General features: G+C 65.9%; 13 protein-coding genes. 6 read left to right on the plus strand and 7 right to left on the minus strand.

Annotated features, from left to right (window positions below; genetic code table 11):
• Positions 1-3,553: multifunctional oxoglutarate decarboxylase/oxoglutarate dehydrogenase thiamine pyrophosphate-binding subunit/dihydrolipoyllysine-residue succinyltransferase subunit (locus NU1_RS04240; protein ID WP_067517599.1), on the plus strand; the 3,553-nt coding region annotated here is incomplete at its 5' end.
• Positions 3,553-4,266 (plus strand): AAA family ATPase, encoded by a 714-nt coding sequence (locus NU1_RS04245; RefSeq protein ID WP_157551981.1) that lies wholly within the window; start codon positions 3,553-3,555, stop codon positions 4,264-4,266. The genes NU1_RS04240 and NU1_RS04245, both read left to right, overlap by 1 nt.
• 193 nt (positions 4,267-4,459) lie before the next feature.
• Here the strand turns inward: NU1_RS04245 and NU1_RS43730 are convergent, their stop codons facing one another.
• Positions 4,460-4,585 carry a hypothetical protein gene (locus tag NU1_RS43730; protein WP_281221084.1) on the minus strand — a complete coding sequence of 42 codons (126 nt, stop codon included), beginning with the start codon at positions 4,583-4,585 and terminating at the stop codon, positions 4,460-4,462.
• A 216-nt stretch (positions 4,586-4,801) separates the two neighbouring features.
• On the opposite strand from NU1_RS43730, the gene NU1_RS04250 reads away from it, so the two are divergent.
• Together NU1_RS04250 and NU1_RS04255 are read left to right on the plus strand one after the other, a co-directional pair.
• Positions 4,802-5,497 (plus strand): PadR family transcriptional regulator, encoded by a 696-nt coding sequence (locus NU1_RS04250; RefSeq protein ID WP_245719941.1) that lies wholly within the window; start codon positions 4,802-4,804, stop codon positions 5,495-5,497.
• Positions 5,498-5,515: 18 nt separating this feature from the next.
• Positions 5,516-6,988, plus strand: coding sequence for a DHA2 family efflux MFS transporter permease subunit (locus NU1_RS04255; protein ID WP_067517603.1), 1,473 nt, complete (start codon positions 5,516-5,518; stop codon positions 6,986-6,988).
• A gap of 110 nt (positions 6,989-7,098) precedes the next feature.
• Here NU1_RS04255 and NU1_RS04260 read toward each other — a convergent pair whose 3' ends face one another.
• From NU1_RS04260 to NU1_RS04275, 4 genes are all read right to left on the minus strand, one after another.
• Positions 7,099-7,734 (minus strand): Uma2 family endonuclease, encoded by a 636-nt coding sequence (locus tag NU1_RS04260; protein WP_084520973.1) that lies wholly within the window; start codon positions 7,732-7,734, stop codon positions 7,099-7,101.
• 111 nt (positions 7,735-7,845) lie between these two features.
• Complete coding sequence (locus NU1_RS04265; RefSeq protein WP_067517607.1) at positions 7,846-9,570, minus strand: molybdopterin-dependent oxidoreductase; 1,725 nt, start codon at positions 9,568-9,570, stop codon at positions 7,846-7,848.
• Positions 9,571-9,614: 44 nt separating this feature from the next.
• On the minus strand, positions 9,615-10,148 hold the full coding sequence (locus NU1_RS04270) for a PaaI family thioesterase (RefSeq protein ID WP_084520974.1): 534 nt from the start codon (positions 10,146-10,148) through the stop codon (positions 9,615-9,617).
• 24 nt (positions 10,149-10,172) lie between these two features.
• Positions 10,173-10,733: a CGNR zinc finger domain-containing protein gene (locus tag NU1_RS04275; RefSeq protein ID WP_067517608.1), complete on the minus strand. Its 561-nt coding sequence runs from the start codon at positions 10,731-10,733 to the stop codon at positions 10,173-10,175.
• 87 nt (positions 10,734-10,820) lie between these two features.
• Here NU1_RS04275 and NU1_RS04280 point away from each other — a divergent pair, with 87 nt between their 5' ends.
• Together NU1_RS04280 and NU1_RS04285 are read left to right on the plus strand one after the other, a co-directional pair.
• Positions 10,821-11,705: an alpha/beta fold hydrolase gene (locus NU1_RS04280; RefSeq protein ID WP_157551982.1), complete on the plus strand. Its 885-nt coding sequence runs from the start codon at positions 10,821-10,823 to the stop codon at positions 11,703-11,705.
• 26 nt (positions 11,706-11,731) lie between these two features.
• Positions 11,732-11,995, plus strand: a complete 264-nt coding sequence (locus tag NU1_RS04285) for a hypothetical protein (RefSeq protein ID WP_067517612.1) — start codon at positions 11,732-11,734, stop codon at positions 11,993-11,995.
• On the opposite strand, the gene NU1_RS04290 is transcribed toward NU1_RS04285, so the two are convergent.
• Together NU1_RS04290 and NU1_RS04295 are read right to left on the minus strand one after the other, a co-directional pair.
• Positions 11,977-12,393 (minus strand): VOC family protein, encoded by a 417-nt coding sequence (locus NU1_RS04290; protein ID WP_067517614.1) that lies wholly within the window; start codon positions 12,391-12,393, stop codon positions 11,977-11,979. The two genes, NU1_RS04285 and NU1_RS04290, sit on opposite strands and share 19 nt — an antisense overlap.
• A gap of 92 nt (positions 12,394-12,485) precedes the next feature.
• A complete protein-coding gene (locus NU1_RS04295) occupies positions 12,486-14,276 on the minus strand; it encodes an AMP-dependent synthetase/ligase (protein WP_067517616.1) in 1,791 nt (596 codons plus the stop codon).
• Between the last annotated feature and the right edge of the window lie 35 nt (positions 14,277-14,311).

Genomic DNA, 14,311 nt, shown 5'->3' on the forward strand with positions numbered 1-14,311 from the left:
CGCACCCGCGCCGAAGCCGGCCGCGTCCGCGCCGAAGAGGTCCGCTCCCGCCGCACCCGCTCCGGCTCCGGCCCCGGCGCAGGTGCGTGCCCCGCAGACCACTCCGGCCCCGGCCTCCAACGCGAGCCCCACCTCCGGTGCGCCGAAGGTCGCCGCCGAGCAGGAGACCAAGGTGCTGCGCGGTCCGGCCGCCGCCGTCGTCAAGAACATGTCGACGTCGCTGACCATCCCGACCGCCACCAGTGTGCGGGCCTTCCCCGCCAAGTTGATGATCGACAACCGTCTGGTCATCAACAACCATCTCGCGCGTACCCGCGGTGGCAAGATCTCCTTCACCCACCTGCTCGGTTACGCCATCGTGCAGGGCATCAAGGCCTTCCCGAATATGAACCGGCACTTCGCCGAGATCGACGGAAAGCCGAACGCGGTCACCCCGCCGCACACCAATCTCGGACTAGCCATCGACCTGCCCGGTAAGGATGGCAATCGTTCACTGGTGGTCGCGGCCATCAAGAACACCGAGGATATGACCTTCGCGCAGTTCCACACCGCGTACGAGGACATCGTTCGGCGGGCCCGCGTCGGCAAGCTCACCGCCGACGATTTCAGCGGTGTCACCATTTCGTTGACCAACCCCGGCACCATCGGCACCAATCACTCGGTGCCGCGCCTCATGCAGGGGCAGGGCGCGATCATCGGAGCGGGTGCCATGGAGTACCCGGCCGAGTTCCAGGGCATGGGTGATGAGCAGCTGGCCGACATCGGCATCGGCAAGCTCATGACGCTGACCTCCACCTACGACCACCGCATCATTCAGGGCGCGGAGTCCGGTGACTTCCTGCGGACCGTACACAACCTGCTGATCTCCGATGAGTTCTACGACGAGATCTTCCACGGCATGGGTGTGCCGTACGAGCCGGTGCGCTGGCGCAAGGACATCAAGGAACGCGGTATCGACAAGTCGACCCGCGTCCAGGAGATGATCGCCGCGTACCGCAACCGCGGTCACCTGATGGCCGATACCGACCCGCTGCGGTTGGTGCACGACAAGTTCCGCTCCCATCCCGACCTGGATGTGACGCAGCACGGCCTGACCCTGTGGGATCTCGATCGCGAATTCAATGTCGCGGGCTTCCACGGCCAGGAGCGCATGAAGTTGCGCGATGTGCTGTCCATCCTGCGTGACGCCTACTGCCGCCACGTGGGTGTCGAGTACACCCACATTCTGGATCCCGAACAGCTGGAATGGATTCAGGAGCGCGTCGAGCAGAAGCACGAGAAGCCCTCGGTCGCCGAGCAGAAGTACATTATGTCGCGGTTGAACGCGGCCGAGGCGTTCGAAACCTTCCTCGCCACCAAATACGTTGGGCAGAAGCGCTTCTCGCTGGAAGGTGCCGAAGCCGTCATTCCGATGATGGATGGTGTCATCGACCAGTGCGCCGAGTACGCCCTCGATGAGGTCGTCATCGGTATGCCGCACCGCGGCCGCCTCAATGTCCTCGCCAATATCGTCGGCAAGCCGTACTCGAAGATCTTCACCGAGTTCGAAGGCAATATGAACCCGGCCGCCACCCACGGCTCGGGCGATGTGAAGTACCACCTGGGTGCGCGCGGCACCTACATCCAGATGTTCGGCGAGAACGACATCGAGGTGTCGCTGACCGCCAACCCGTCGCATCTGGAAGCCGTCGACCCGGTCCTCGAAGGTCTGGTTCGCGCCAAGCAGGACCTGCTCACCAAGGAAGATCTGGTCACCCAGGGCGAAGAGGCGCGCAGCTTCTCCGTCGTGCCGATGATGCTGCACGGCGACGCGGCGTTCGCGGGCCAGGGTGTGGTCGCCGAGACCCTGAACCTGTCGGGCCTGCGTGGCTACCGCACCGGTGGCACCGTGCACATCGTGGTGAACAACCAGATCGGCTTCACCACCTCGCCGGAGTACTCGCGCTCCACCGAATACTCCACCGATATCGCGAAGTTCATCGGTGCGCCGATCTTCCACGTGAACGGCGACGATCCCGAAGCCTGTGTGTGGGTGGCCAAGCTGGCCGTCGACTACCGCCAGAAGTTCCAGCGCGATGTCGTCATCGACCTGATCTGCTACCGCCGTCGCGGCCACAACGAGGGCGACGACCCCTCGATGACGCAGCCGCACATGTACGACGTCATCGACACCAAGCGCTCGGTGCGCAAGACCTACACCGAGAGCCTGATCGGTCGTGGCGATATCTCCATGAAGGAGGCCGAGGACGCACTGCGCGACTACCAAGGCCAGCTGGAGCGGATCTTCAATGAGGTTCGCGAACTGGAGAAGTACCGGCCGGAGAAGTCGGAGTCCGTCGAGGACGAGCAGCAGATGCCCGCGAATATGGTTACGGCCGTGGACAAGTCGGTGCTGCAGCGGATCGGCGACGCGTTCGTGAACGTGCCCGAGGGCTTCAGTGTGCATCCGCGCGTCAAGCCGGTGCTCGAGCGTCGTCGGGAGATGGCGTACGAGGGCAAGATCGACTGGGCGTTCGCGGAACTGCTGGCCTTCGGCACGCTGATCGATCAGGGGCACGCGGTGCGCCTGACCGGTCAGGATTCCCGTCGCGGCACCTTCACCCAGCGGCATTCGGTGATCATCGACCGTAAGAGCGGTGGCGAGTACACCCCGCTGCACAACATCGGTTCCGAGAAGGCCGGCTGGTTCGCGGTGCACGATTCGGCGCTGTCCGAATTCGCCGCTGTCGGTTTCGAATACGGCTACTCGCTGGGCAACCCGGACGCACTCGTGCTGTGGGAGGCGCAGTTCGGTGACTTCGTCAATGGCGCGCAGACCATTATCGACGAGTTCATCTCCTCCGGTGAGGCCAAGTGGGGTCAGCTGTCGGAGGTCGTGCTGCTGCTACCGCACGGTCACGAGGGCCAGGGTCCCGACCACACCTCGGGTCGGATCGAGCGGTTCCTGCAGCTGTGCGCCGAGGGTTCGATGACGGTGGCGGTTCCGTCGACGCCGTCGAACTACTTCCACCTGCTGCGTCGGCACGCCCTGGACGGCATCCGCCGCCCGCTGGTGGTCTTCACGCCGAAGTCCATGCTGCGCAATAAGGCTGTGATCTCCGATGTCGAGGACTTCACCGACAACAAGTTCCGCAGCGTGCTCGAGGAACCCACCTATGAGAGCGGCGACGGCGATCGGTCGAAGGTCAAGCGCGTCCTGCTGACCTCCGGCAAGATCTACTACGAGTTGGTCGCGGAGAAGAACAAGAACAACCGCGACGATGTCGCCGTCGTGCGCGTCGAGCAGCTGTACCCGATCCCGAAGTTCCGCCTCAACGAGTCGCTCGAGGGCTACGCCAACGCCACCGACCTCGTATGGGTTCAGGAGGAGCCCGCCAACCAGGGCGCCTGGCCGTTCTTCGGCCTGAACCTCCCGGAGATCCTCCCGGCTCGCTTCGGCAAGCTGCGCCGGATCTCCCGCCGCGCCATGTCGGCCCCGTCCTCGGGTTCGTCGAAGGTGCACGCGGTGGAGCAGCAGGAGATCATTACCGAGGCGTTCGCACCGACCGCCTAGTGAAACCCCTACTACTGCGCCGGGTCGAATTCGCTCCCACCAAGCGATTCGACCCGGCGTCGTGGTATCTGGGGGTCGGACCGATCGCCGAAGTGTGTTCGCGCGGACTAGATTTCAAGTTCCCCATTACGGTGATCGTCGGCGAGAACGGCGTCGGAAAATCCACCCTCGTAGAGGCTGTTGCCGACAGTTGGACGGCGGCTATGCACGGCGCGGACCACATGTGGTCCCCCGGCGGCACCTCCGGTGACAGCGATCTCGGCTATCACCTCCGCTGCGATGGCGTCCTCCCCCGCCCCACCAATGGCGGCTTCCTCCGCGCCGAATCCATGGTCAATATGTTCGAAGTCGCGGACGAGGGGCGAGTACGCGACGCCGACCAACGCTGGACCGCCCTCTCACACGGCCAATCCTTCCTGCACTACATTGCGGAACGCCCAGTGGGCCAAGGCCTCTGGATCCTCGACGAACCCGAAGCTGCCCTCTCTTTCCAATCCTGCCTGGCCCTGGTCGGCGTCCTCATGGACCTGGCCACCGAAGGCTCCCAGGTAATCGTCGCCACCCACTCCCCCATCCTCGCCGCCTGCCCCGATGCCGACATCCTCGAATTCACCGACACCGGGATAGAACCCCGCCGCTGGGAAGAACTCGATATGGTCCGCAACTGGCGCACCTTCCTCGACTCCCCGGACCGCTACCTCCGCCACCTCTGAACACCCGCCCGGCCACCGTGAACACTGCGATAGTGATTCCATGCGCCACATCCGTCCTGCCCTCGACAGCCTGACCGCAAGGCTCGCCGCATTGGACCGCGTCCAGCGCTACCGCCGCGCCCTCCAGCCCGAAAGATGAACCGCCCGCCGGGTTTACCACCCGGCGGGCGGTCACATCAGCACGATGGAGCGGTCAGGACTCGGACTCCCTGGCCTCCGCCTCGGCCGGGGTGGTCGGGCTCTGGATATTCCAGGCCGCCATCATGGCCGCCATACCCTCGGCAGCATTGTCCTGCGTCACGGCTTCGTTCTCCGACATGCGTTGTTCCTCTGTTTGTCAGCTTCCCTAGCGAAAGTTGATGCTACCGGGGCAGTTTGGTGACAGCGCGTCAGTGAAACGCAGCGCGACATGGCATTTCGCCACTCCCGTGACCTGCTTCACAACACCTGGGCCCGACCTTGTCACCCCCACCTCCGCGTCGTATATTCCACATGGAATATTTGGTACGGAAGAAGTGAGACCGGACAGATGGCGGTGACGAGGAAACCGGCGGCCGGGGCATTGACGCCCCTGGCCATCGCGGTGCTGGCGCTACTGGAGGAGAGGCCGATGCATCCATACGAGATGTATCAGCTGCTCATGGCCCGCCGCGAGGACTACCTCGTGAAGATTCGGCCGGGCTCGCTATACCACACCGTCGATCGGCTGGCCGAGCAGCAATTGACCATTGCCGAGGGCACCGGCCGCGCCGGAAACCGCCCGGAGCGCACCATCTACCGCATTACCGATAGCGGTCGCGATGCCCTGCGCACCCGGGTCGCCGATATTCTGCGGCGACCCAACCGCGAGTACCCGATTTTCCCGGCCGCCCTGGCGGAGGCGCACAACCTGCCCCGCGAACAGGTGATCGATCTGCTGCGCGAACGCATCGCACTGCTGGACCTGGATATCGCCGAACTCGACGCCCTGAGCGCCTGGGTACTGAACCGGCAGGTCCCGCGGCGCTACTGGATGGTCATCGACTACGGACGCGCGCAATCCCTGGCACAGGCGAACTGGCTGCGCGGCCTGGTCACCGAACTGGAGAGTGGCGAACTGGAATGGGACGAATTCGATCCGGAGACCGGGGAACGCCTACCTCTGACGAGTGAACGGCTCGGCCACGACTGGGGAGCCGCCGTCACCGAGGACATCTTCACCGCAGCGCGCCGGGACGCGTCCGTCCGATAATCCGAGACGAGGAAATCCATGTCTACTCAACGTAATCCGTGGCTGGCGCTATACGCGCTGGTTGTCGGGTTCTTCATGATCCTGCTGGATGTGACCATCGTCGCGGTGGCCAATCCGGCGATCATGACCGACCTGCACGCCGATATCAACAAGGTCATCTGGGTGACCAGCGCCTACCTGCTCGCCTACGCGGTGCCGCTGCTGGTGACCGGTCGGCTCGGCGATCGCTTCGGCCCCAAGAACATCTACCTGATCGGCTTGGCGGTCTTCACGCTGTCCTCGCTGTGGTGCGCCATGTCCACCAGCATCGAAATGCTGATCGCGGCGCGCGCGGTCCAGGGTCTCGGCGCGTCGCTCATGACGCCGCAGACCATGGCGGTCATTACCCGTACCTTCCCGGCGGATAAGCGCGGCGCGGCCATGGGCCTGTGGGGTGGCGTGGCCGGGCTCGCGACACTCATCGGCCCGATTCTGGGTGGCTTCCTGGTCGATACCCGCGGCTGGGAGTGGATCTTCTACATCAATGTTCCGATCGGCGTCATCGCCTTCGGGCTGGCCGTCTGGCTGGTGCCCACGCTCGAGACGAACGAGCACAAATTCGACCTGGTGGGCGTGGCCCTCAGCGCGATCGGCATGTTCGCGCTGGTCTTCGGCATTCAGGAGGGTGGTACCCGGCATTGGGACGGCGTCACCTGGGGCCTGATCATCGCCGGACTGGTGGTGCTGGCGCTGTTCGTGGTGAACCAGGCCCGCAATACCGGTGAGCCCCTGGTACCACTGGCCCTGTTCCGCGACCGCAATTTCGGGCTGTCGAGTCTGGCCATCGCCGCCATGGGTGCGGCGGTGACCGCCACCTTCGTACCCTTCTACTTCTATATGCAGCAGGTGCGAGAGATGTCGCCGACGATGTCGGCACTGGTGCTGGCGCCCATGGCGGTGATGACCGGTGTGTTCGCGCCTATTATCGGCAGGCTGTCGGACAAGGTGCCGCCGCGCATCATTCCGACCATCGGCTTCGCCCTGTTCGCGGCCACCGTCTTCGGCTTCGCCGTGCTGATGACACCGGATTCGCCGATTCCGGTGTACCTGGTCATTGCCGGGCTCGCCGGTTTGGCCAATGCCTGCATCTGGGGTCCGTTGGCCGCCATCGCCACCCGCAACCTGCCGATGCGGCAGGCGGGCGCGGGCGCGGGTATCTACAACACCAGCCGTCAGGTGGGTGCGGTCCTCGGTTCGGCCGCCGTCGCCGCTCTGCTGTCGGCGCGGATCGCGGCGCAGCAGCTGCCGAGCGGTCCGATCGGTGAGGGCGGCGTGGGTATGGGCACAATGCCGCCGGAGGTCATGGACAGAATGAGCACCGCGCTGAGCGAGTCCATGTATCTGCCCGCCTGCATTCTGCTGATCGGCGTGGTCGCCTCGGCGCTGTTCATCGGGCAGCCCGCGGCGGATAAGCCGAAACCCGAACCGGCCAAGGCGGATATCGCCGGCTGAGACCCCGGACAAGATGTGGATTCCGGCCAAAAGCACGCCGGAATGACGGGGTGCGACACCCACATGACGTGATGCCCGCCCGGAACGCTTCCCGGGCGGGCGATTTCAGCTCAGTGGTGGCTGCCGCCCAGCAGCAGTCCGGTGAGCCGATGCCAGTCGATACGGATCTCGATCGGCATCTCCACCAGGGTGGATTCGATATCGGCCCGGATCCGGCGGTGCATCCGGTACTGGCGCAATACCAGCAGGTGAATATCGATGCAGGCGACGCGCTCACCGTCCATATGCACCAGCCAGTACCAGGGGATGCCCGCCAGGGCGTATTCCGCGGTCTTATCGGCGGTATCGACCCGTTCGGTGGTCGGCGACACCACCTCCACCGCGATCTTGACGCGCGAGGCGGGCATCGGGCCGTGGTCGTTCGGCTCACCGCAGAACATCGTCACATCGGGGCGGCGCAGCGTAGTACGCGGCGTATCCCACAGCAGCACATCGAGATCGGTGGCCACGAACAGCCAACCGTCGTTGTAGCGGTTCATATGTTTCTCGGCGGCGGTCTCCAGCATGGACGACAGCCGCCGCCCGGCATTGCGATGCGCGACGGTCGGAATGTCCGCCCGCACCGCATCACCGTTCACCACCTCGACGAGTTGGCGAAAGTTGCGGGGCAACCTCTTCCAGATATCGAGGGTGATCGGTTCGGGCTGCAGGTTTTCCGCCCTAGCCCACTCCATAACTCCGGTCATGCACGCTCCTCGGATGGGCGTTGACGGCCGGAAGAGATACTAGGCCGGATACCGCGTCGAAGAACCGGTAGTTCGGTACGGCGTGCCGTATGTCCGGAACCGGGTGCCGAATCACCCCACCCGGACCGTGACGGATGGATAGCCGGTTGCGCCGTCCGGCACCACATCCCGGCGTTCGGCGGTCTGCGTGGCGCCGGTGCCGTCGGTGGCGCGAGCGGTAATGGTGTGTTCGCCAGCGGTCGCGTCCCAGTCGAGCACCCACTGCCGCCAAGAGTCCACCGTGGGTTCGGCGGCGAGCCGGGCGGGCTGCCACTCACCGCTGTCGATACGCACCTCGACGCCGCGAATACCGCGATGCTGCGCCCAGGCGACGCCCGCGACGGCGATCCGGCCCGTCTCGAGGCGGGCCCGCTGCCGGGGTGTGTCGATGCGGGTTCCGGTCTTGATCGGGCCGTATTCGGACCAGCCGCGCTTGGTCCAATACGCCTGGGCGCGATCGAATCTCGTGATCTCGAGCTCGGTCACCCACTTGGTGGCGGAGACGTATCCGTAGAGTCCGGGCACCACCAGCCGCGCGGGATAGCCGTGCCGAACCGGCAGTGGTTCGCCGTTCATACCGACCGCCAGCATGGCGTCGCGACCATCGGTGAGGACCGCCAGCGGGCTGCCCGCCGTCCAACCGTCCCTACTGCGCGAAAGCACCATATCGGCATCGGGATGCGGTCCGGCCTCGGCGAGCAATTCATCCAGGCGGTAGCCCAGCCAGCGGGCATTGCCGATGAGGTCCCCGCCGATCGGATTCGAGACGCAGGCGAGGGTGATGAGCCGCTCGATGGCGGGGCGCGCCGCGAGATCGGCGTAGGTCAACCGGACTTCGCGATCGACCATGCCGTGAATCCGCAGTGACCATTCCTCCTTGCTCACCTGCGGCAGCACCAGCGCGGTGTCGATCCGGTAGAAGTTCGTGTTCGGGGTGAGGTACGAGGCCAGCCCGGGGATTCGCAGTTCGGTACCGGGTTCCACCTCGGCGACCGGCCCGCTCGGTGGCGGTAGTCGCACTTCCGCCCGCTCCCCCGAGACATCGCGCGCCTGCGCGCCCAGCCACCGGCCGACCAATCCCGCACCGACGGCCACCGCACCGACGGTGCCTATCGCTCGCACCACTCGGCGACGGTCGAACCGAGAATCCCCCTCCGACGCGCTCGCCGAACTCGCCGTGGCGGTGCCGCCATCCGCTGCCGAACCACCCCCTTCGTCATTCCGGCGTGCCCCTTCGTCATTCCGGCGTGCTTTTGGCCGGAATCCACCACCTCGCAGTAGTGGATCCCGGCCAAACGTATGCCGGAATGACGGGGACTGTACCGACAGCGGGTCGCCCGCCCCCGTCGCGGCAACCGAGGTGGCCGGAAGCTCCTCGATACGTCGAATAAGACCGCGCAACACCATGATTCCCACCGTCGCGCCGATCATCGACGGCAGCGCCCAGGTCCACGCGGAATGCGGCCGGGTCAGCGCGGCAATGGCCGACACCGCGCCGAACACTCCGAGCAGTACCGACCCCGCGGGCCACCGCACCCGCTCGATAAGGCCCGCGACCGCGGCCACCAGTACCGCGACCACGCCCATGATCACGTACAACAGCAGCTTGTCGCTGGTCCCGAAGGTGTCGATCACCCACTCGCGCAGCCCATCCGGGGTGCGATCGACCACCGTCGCGCCGACGGCTTGCAATGGCGCGCTATCCGCACCGATCCAGGCCGAGAGGATTTCGGCCACACCGAGGGTCGCCCCGGCTGCCACCACTCCACTCGCTACCCGCAGTCCCCGTTCGGCCACGACTTCGACCCTACTGCGCAGTTCAGCCGGTATGGACGCGCCAGTTATGACATTCCGGTGACGTCACCGGGCCGCGCGCCGTTCGCCCGTGCGCGCCGCACATACAGCTGCTGGGTCGCGCGCGCAATGAGCTTGCCGTCGATATCGACAATGCGGGCCTCGTGTTCGGTGACCGACTTCGCCCCGTCGGCGGTCCGGCCCCTGATCTCGTCCACCAGGGCGCTCGGCAGCACCATGGTCGAGTGGACCGTGCCGCGCCCGGGGCTGACGAAGTCGATCTGCGCGGCGGCGGTCCACACCCGGTAGTCGGCGCCGAGTTGCCCGTGCGCCATCATCCCGAAGAACGGGTCGGTCATGGCATAGAGCGACCAGCCGGGTGCGGCCCCATTGTGATTGGAATTCCAGCGGCGCACCCGCAGCCGCACGTGCACCGAGGTCCAGTCGTCGGCGAACGGGGCGACATGCACGCCCAGGAATCGAAGCGACGGCGCGACATTCATCAGGGTGGCGAGCCGACGCGGTGTCAGCACCCGCGGCGACATCGTCCGATTCTCGAATCCCTTGCCCCCGAATCGCATTTCCGCAGTCTAGGTGCGGCGGCGTCAGTTCGTAGTGGCTTTGTGCCGCTGGTAATAGCGGGCGACGCGGGCGCGATTGCCGCAGCGCTCCGGCGAACACCACTGGCGGCGGGGGTGGGCGGGGAGGAAGAGCATGACGCAGTCGTCGGCGGCGCAGCGTTTGAGGCGGGCGATGGCCGGGTCGGTGAGCAGGTCCACCGCGGCATCGGCGAGGGTGGCGGCGAGGCGCGCGCCCGGGGTTCCGGAGCGCTGCGGGGTCGCGGCCAACGCGGTTCCGTCCCACCGCAACCGGCGAATGGCCGGGGCGGCGGATTGGGCGTCGGCCAGGCCGCGCAGGGCGGCGGCCGGGGGTCGGCGGTCGTGCAGGAGGGCATCCAGCACGGCGGCGGTGTGGTCGCGGACCTCGCGCACGGCGGCCAGGTCGGCTCGGGCGGGTTGGCCGAGCGGCTCGGTCAGCCGCTCGGCCTGCAGACCCAGCCAGTGCGCCAGCTGCTCCGGCGTCGCCAGCAGATCGGCGTCGACCGGCCGGGTATTGACCAGGTCGAGGGCCAGCGGTTCGCCGATCAGGGGTTCGAGTTCGCTCACATGCTAATGCTAACTCACCGACTTGACACATTAGAACCACGGCGGCTAAAACTAATGCAACATCAGCGTGAGAAAGCATGTGAAGTCATGATCGATCTGCCCCTGGTCCAGCACCGCCGCATCACTGTCGACGGCGTCGAGGTGTTCTACCGCGAATCCGTCCCCACCCGCGCGGACGCCCCGGTTCTATTGCTACTGCACGGATTCCCCTCGGCCTCGCATCAGTTCCGCCGTTTGATCGACGTCCTCGGTGACCGCTACCGGCTCATCGCGCCCGACTACCCCGGGTTCGGAAACACCATCGCCCCGGCCGATTTCGAGTACTCCTTCGATCGCCTGGCCGATATCACCGAGGGTTTCGTCCAGCGGCTCGGCCTGACTCACTTCGCCATGTACGTCTTCGATTTCGGCGCACCCGTCGGCTTCCGCCTCGCCACCCGGCATCCCGAATGGGTCACCGGCCTGGTGGTACAGAACGGCAATGCCTACGAGGCCGGACTATCCGATGGCGCACGCGATTTCATTGCCCTGCGTCCCGACCAGGAAGGGTCCGAGGACACCATCCGCCAGCTACTCACCCCGGAGGGCACCCGCGGCCAGTACGAGCACGGCGTCGCCGACCCCACCACCCTCTCCCCCGAGAGCTGGACCCTCGATCAGCACTACCTCGACCTGCCCGGTCGTAAGGAAGCACAGGTGGCGCTGGCTTTCGACTACCACTCCAATGTGGACCGCTACCCCGAATGGCAGTCCTGGCTGCGCGAATACACTCCCCCGGCGCTCATCGTCTGGGGCGCGAACGACCCCTTCTTCCCTGCCCCCGGCGCACACGCCTATCTGGCCGATCTCCCCGATGCCGAACTCCATCTGTTCGACACCGGGCACTTCGCCCTGGAAACCCACCTTCGCGAAATCGCCCCGCTGATCGCCGACTTCCTCGATCGGCTGGCCGCTGCCGCTCAACGGAAGTGAGCTCACAACATCGACAGCGCGCCGCAATGGCATCGGCGGCAGACCTGCCATCGGCCCAGGGCGCGGCGCTGGTCGATGCCGCGCGGGGCGCGTTCACCACGGGCCTCGGCACCGTCGCCGTGGTGTGCGCGGTGACGGCCGCCGCGCTCGCGATCGCGGTACTCCGGTCATTGCGGACCGTGGCTATCGACGCCGCTGCGAGCACTGATCGGGTCCCGTCAACGCACAACGGCGTCGCCGGATTCCCGGCGACGCCGCGTGCGTGCCAACGCTATTCGTTCGGCGAGTAGCCCACCATCCACGGCACCGAGAACTTGTCGGTGGCCATGCCGAAGGCTTCGGCCCATTCGGTCTTGCCCAGCGGCATGCTGATATCGCCGCCCGCCGACAGCGCCGTGAAGATGCGCTCGGCCTCCTCGTGGCTGGCGGCGTCGAAGGAGACGGCGAAGGCCGGATTCGACGTGTTGACCGTCTGTCCCGGCGGACAGTCCGAGCCCATCAGAATGTCGGTGTCGCCCAGCGGAATCGAGACATGGGCGACCAGATCGTCGGCCCCCTCCGGCACACCCTCGCCGCCCATATCGCTGAAGCGCAGCAACTGCATGGGTGCGTCGAACACGCTCTGGTAGAAGGTGAACGCCTCTTCGGCATTGCCGTTGAAGAGCAGATAAGGATTCAGAGATTTCATGAACTGCCTCCTCGCGCGATGGTTTTCCGGGGTGAACGGCAACGGCCGCCGCCCCCGTAATGGGGACGACGGCCGCGACCGAAACTCATCGGTCAGCTGTAGATCGCATCCACGTCTGCGGCGTATTCCTTCATGACCACATTGCGCTTGAGCGACATCTTCGGGGTGAGCTCGCCACCCTCCTGGGTCCAGTCGACCGGCAGAATGCGGATCTTCTTGATCGCCTCGGCGTGCGACACCAGGTTATTGGTGGCGGCCACGGCCGAGTTGATATCGGCGACCAGGGTCTCGTTCGCGATCAGTTCCTCGATCGGGGTTTCCGCCGCGATGCCATTGCGGGTCTTCCAACCGGGCAGGGCCTCCGGGTCGAGGGTGACGAGCGCGCCGATGAACGGCTGTCCGTCGCCGACCACCATAACCTGGCTGATCAGCGGGTGCTGACGCAGCGAATCCTCGAGCATCGCCGGGGAGACATTCTTGCCACCCGCCGTGACGATGATTTCCTTCTTGCGGCCGGTAATGGAGATGAAGCCCTGCTCATCGATGGCACCGAGGTCACCGGTCTTGAACCAGCCGTCGGTGAACGCGTCGGCGGTGGCCTCCGGGTTGTTCCAGTAGCCCGCGAAGACGACCGGGCCCTTGATGAGCAGTTCGCCGTCGTCGGCGACCTTCGCGCCGTGCCCCGGCAGCGGGCGGCCGACCGAGCCGACCTTGATGTACTTGGGCGTGTTCACGCTGACGGCGGCGGTGGACTCGGTCAGACCGTAGCCCTCGTAGATGGTGACGCCCGCACCGCGGAAGAAATGGCCCAGGCGCGCACCGAGGGGACCGCCACCGGAGACGGCGGACTGGCAGCGACCACCCATGGCGTCGCGCAGCTTGCCGTAGACCAGCTTGTCGAAGACGGTGTGCTTGAGCTTCAGGACGAAGCCCGCGCCGCCGTTCTGCTGCGCCTCTGAGTACTGCACGGCCACCTCGGCGGCGGCGTCGAAGATCTTGCCCTTACCGCCGTCGTGCGCCTTCTGCTTCGCGCCGTTGAAGACCTTCTCGAATACCCGCGGCACCGAGAGGATGAAGTCCGGCTTGTACTGGCCGAACTGCTCGACCAGCGTGGACCAGTCGGAGGTGTGCGCGACGGTGACACCGGCATCGAACGCGGCCAGTGCGACGGCACGGGCGAAAACATGGGCCAGCGGCAGGAACAGCAGCGATTTGCGACCGGGCTGCAGGAACTCGCTCATGGCGGCGCGGTCGGCGGCCGACTCGGCGTAGAGGTTGGCATGCGAGAGCATGACGCCCTTGGGGCGGCCGGTGGTGCCGGAGGTGTAGATGAGGGTGGCCGGGGACGCGGCCTGCACCTGGGCGCGGCGCTCGTGCACGACGCTGTCGTCGAGGTCCGCGCCCCGCGCGATCAGGTCGGCGATCGCGCCCTTGTCGAGCTGCAGCACCTCGCGCAGGTCACCGAGTTCGCCTTCGACTTCGGCGATGGTGGCGCGCAGCTGGTCGTTGTCGACGATGGTGAGCTTGGTGGCGGAATCGGAGAGGATCCAGCGGCACTGTTCGGCGGCGGAGCTGTCGAAGATGGCGACCGTGCAACCACCCGAGGCCCAGATGGCGAAGTCGAGGACGACCCACTCGTAGCTGGTGGCGGCCATGATAGCGACGCGATCACCGGGTTCGATACCCGCGGCGACCAGGCCCTTGGCCACATCGGTCACGGTCTTGGCGAATTCCGCCGCCGTGATGTCGTTCCAGCCGCCCTTACCGTCCGGGGTATTGAAGACAACCAGGTCAGGGGTTTCCTCAGCATGCCGGAAGGCGCCGTCCGCCATATTGGCGTTTTCCGGGATGGTGTAGGTAGCCGGGACTTCGAACTCTCGCATCGGTGCCCTTCCAGGGTGGATTTACTCGTCAGTAA

Origin of the sequence: Nocardia uniformis NBRC 13702 (assembly GCF_001613345.1) — a bacterium.
Taxonomy (GTDB): domain Bacteria; phylum Actinomycetota; class Actinomycetes; order Mycobacteriales; family Mycobacteriaceae; genus Nocardia; species Nocardia uniformis.

Excerpts from the sequence above, each read along its gene's own strand:
- NU1_RS43730 (WP_281221084.1), bottom strand. The coding sequence starts at position 4,585 with ATGTCGGAGAACGAAGCCGTGACGCAGGACAATGCTGCCGAGGGTATG.
- NU1_RS04255 (WP_067517603.1), top strand. The coding sequence starts at position 5,516 with ATGTCTACTCAACGTAATCCGTGGCTGGCGCTATACGCGCTGGTTGTC.
- NU1_RS04260 (WP_084520973.1), bottom strand. The coding sequence starts at position 7,734 with ATGACCGGAGTTATGGAGTGGGCTAGGGCGGAAAACCTGCAGCCCGAA.
- NU1_RS04270 (WP_084520974.1), bottom strand. The coding sequence starts at position 10,148 with ATGCGATTCGGGGGCAAGGGATTCGAGAATCGGACGATGTCGCCGCGG.
- NU1_RS04280 (WP_157551982.1), top strand. The coding sequence starts at position 10,821 with ATGATCGATCTGCCCCTGGTCCAGCACCGCCGCATCACTGTCGACGGC.
- NU1_RS04285 (WP_067517612.1), top strand. The coding sequence starts at position 11,732 with ATGGCATCGGCGGCAGACCTGCCATCGGCCCAGGGCGCGGCGCTGGTC.
- NU1_RS04290 (WP_067517614.1), bottom strand. The coding sequence starts at position 12,393 with ATGAAATCTCTGAATCCTTATCTGCTCTTCAACGGCAATGCCGAAGAG.
- NU1_RS04295 (WP_067517616.1), bottom strand. The coding sequence starts at position 14,276 with ATGCGAGAGTTCGAAGTCCCGGCTACCTACACCATCCCGGAAAACGCC.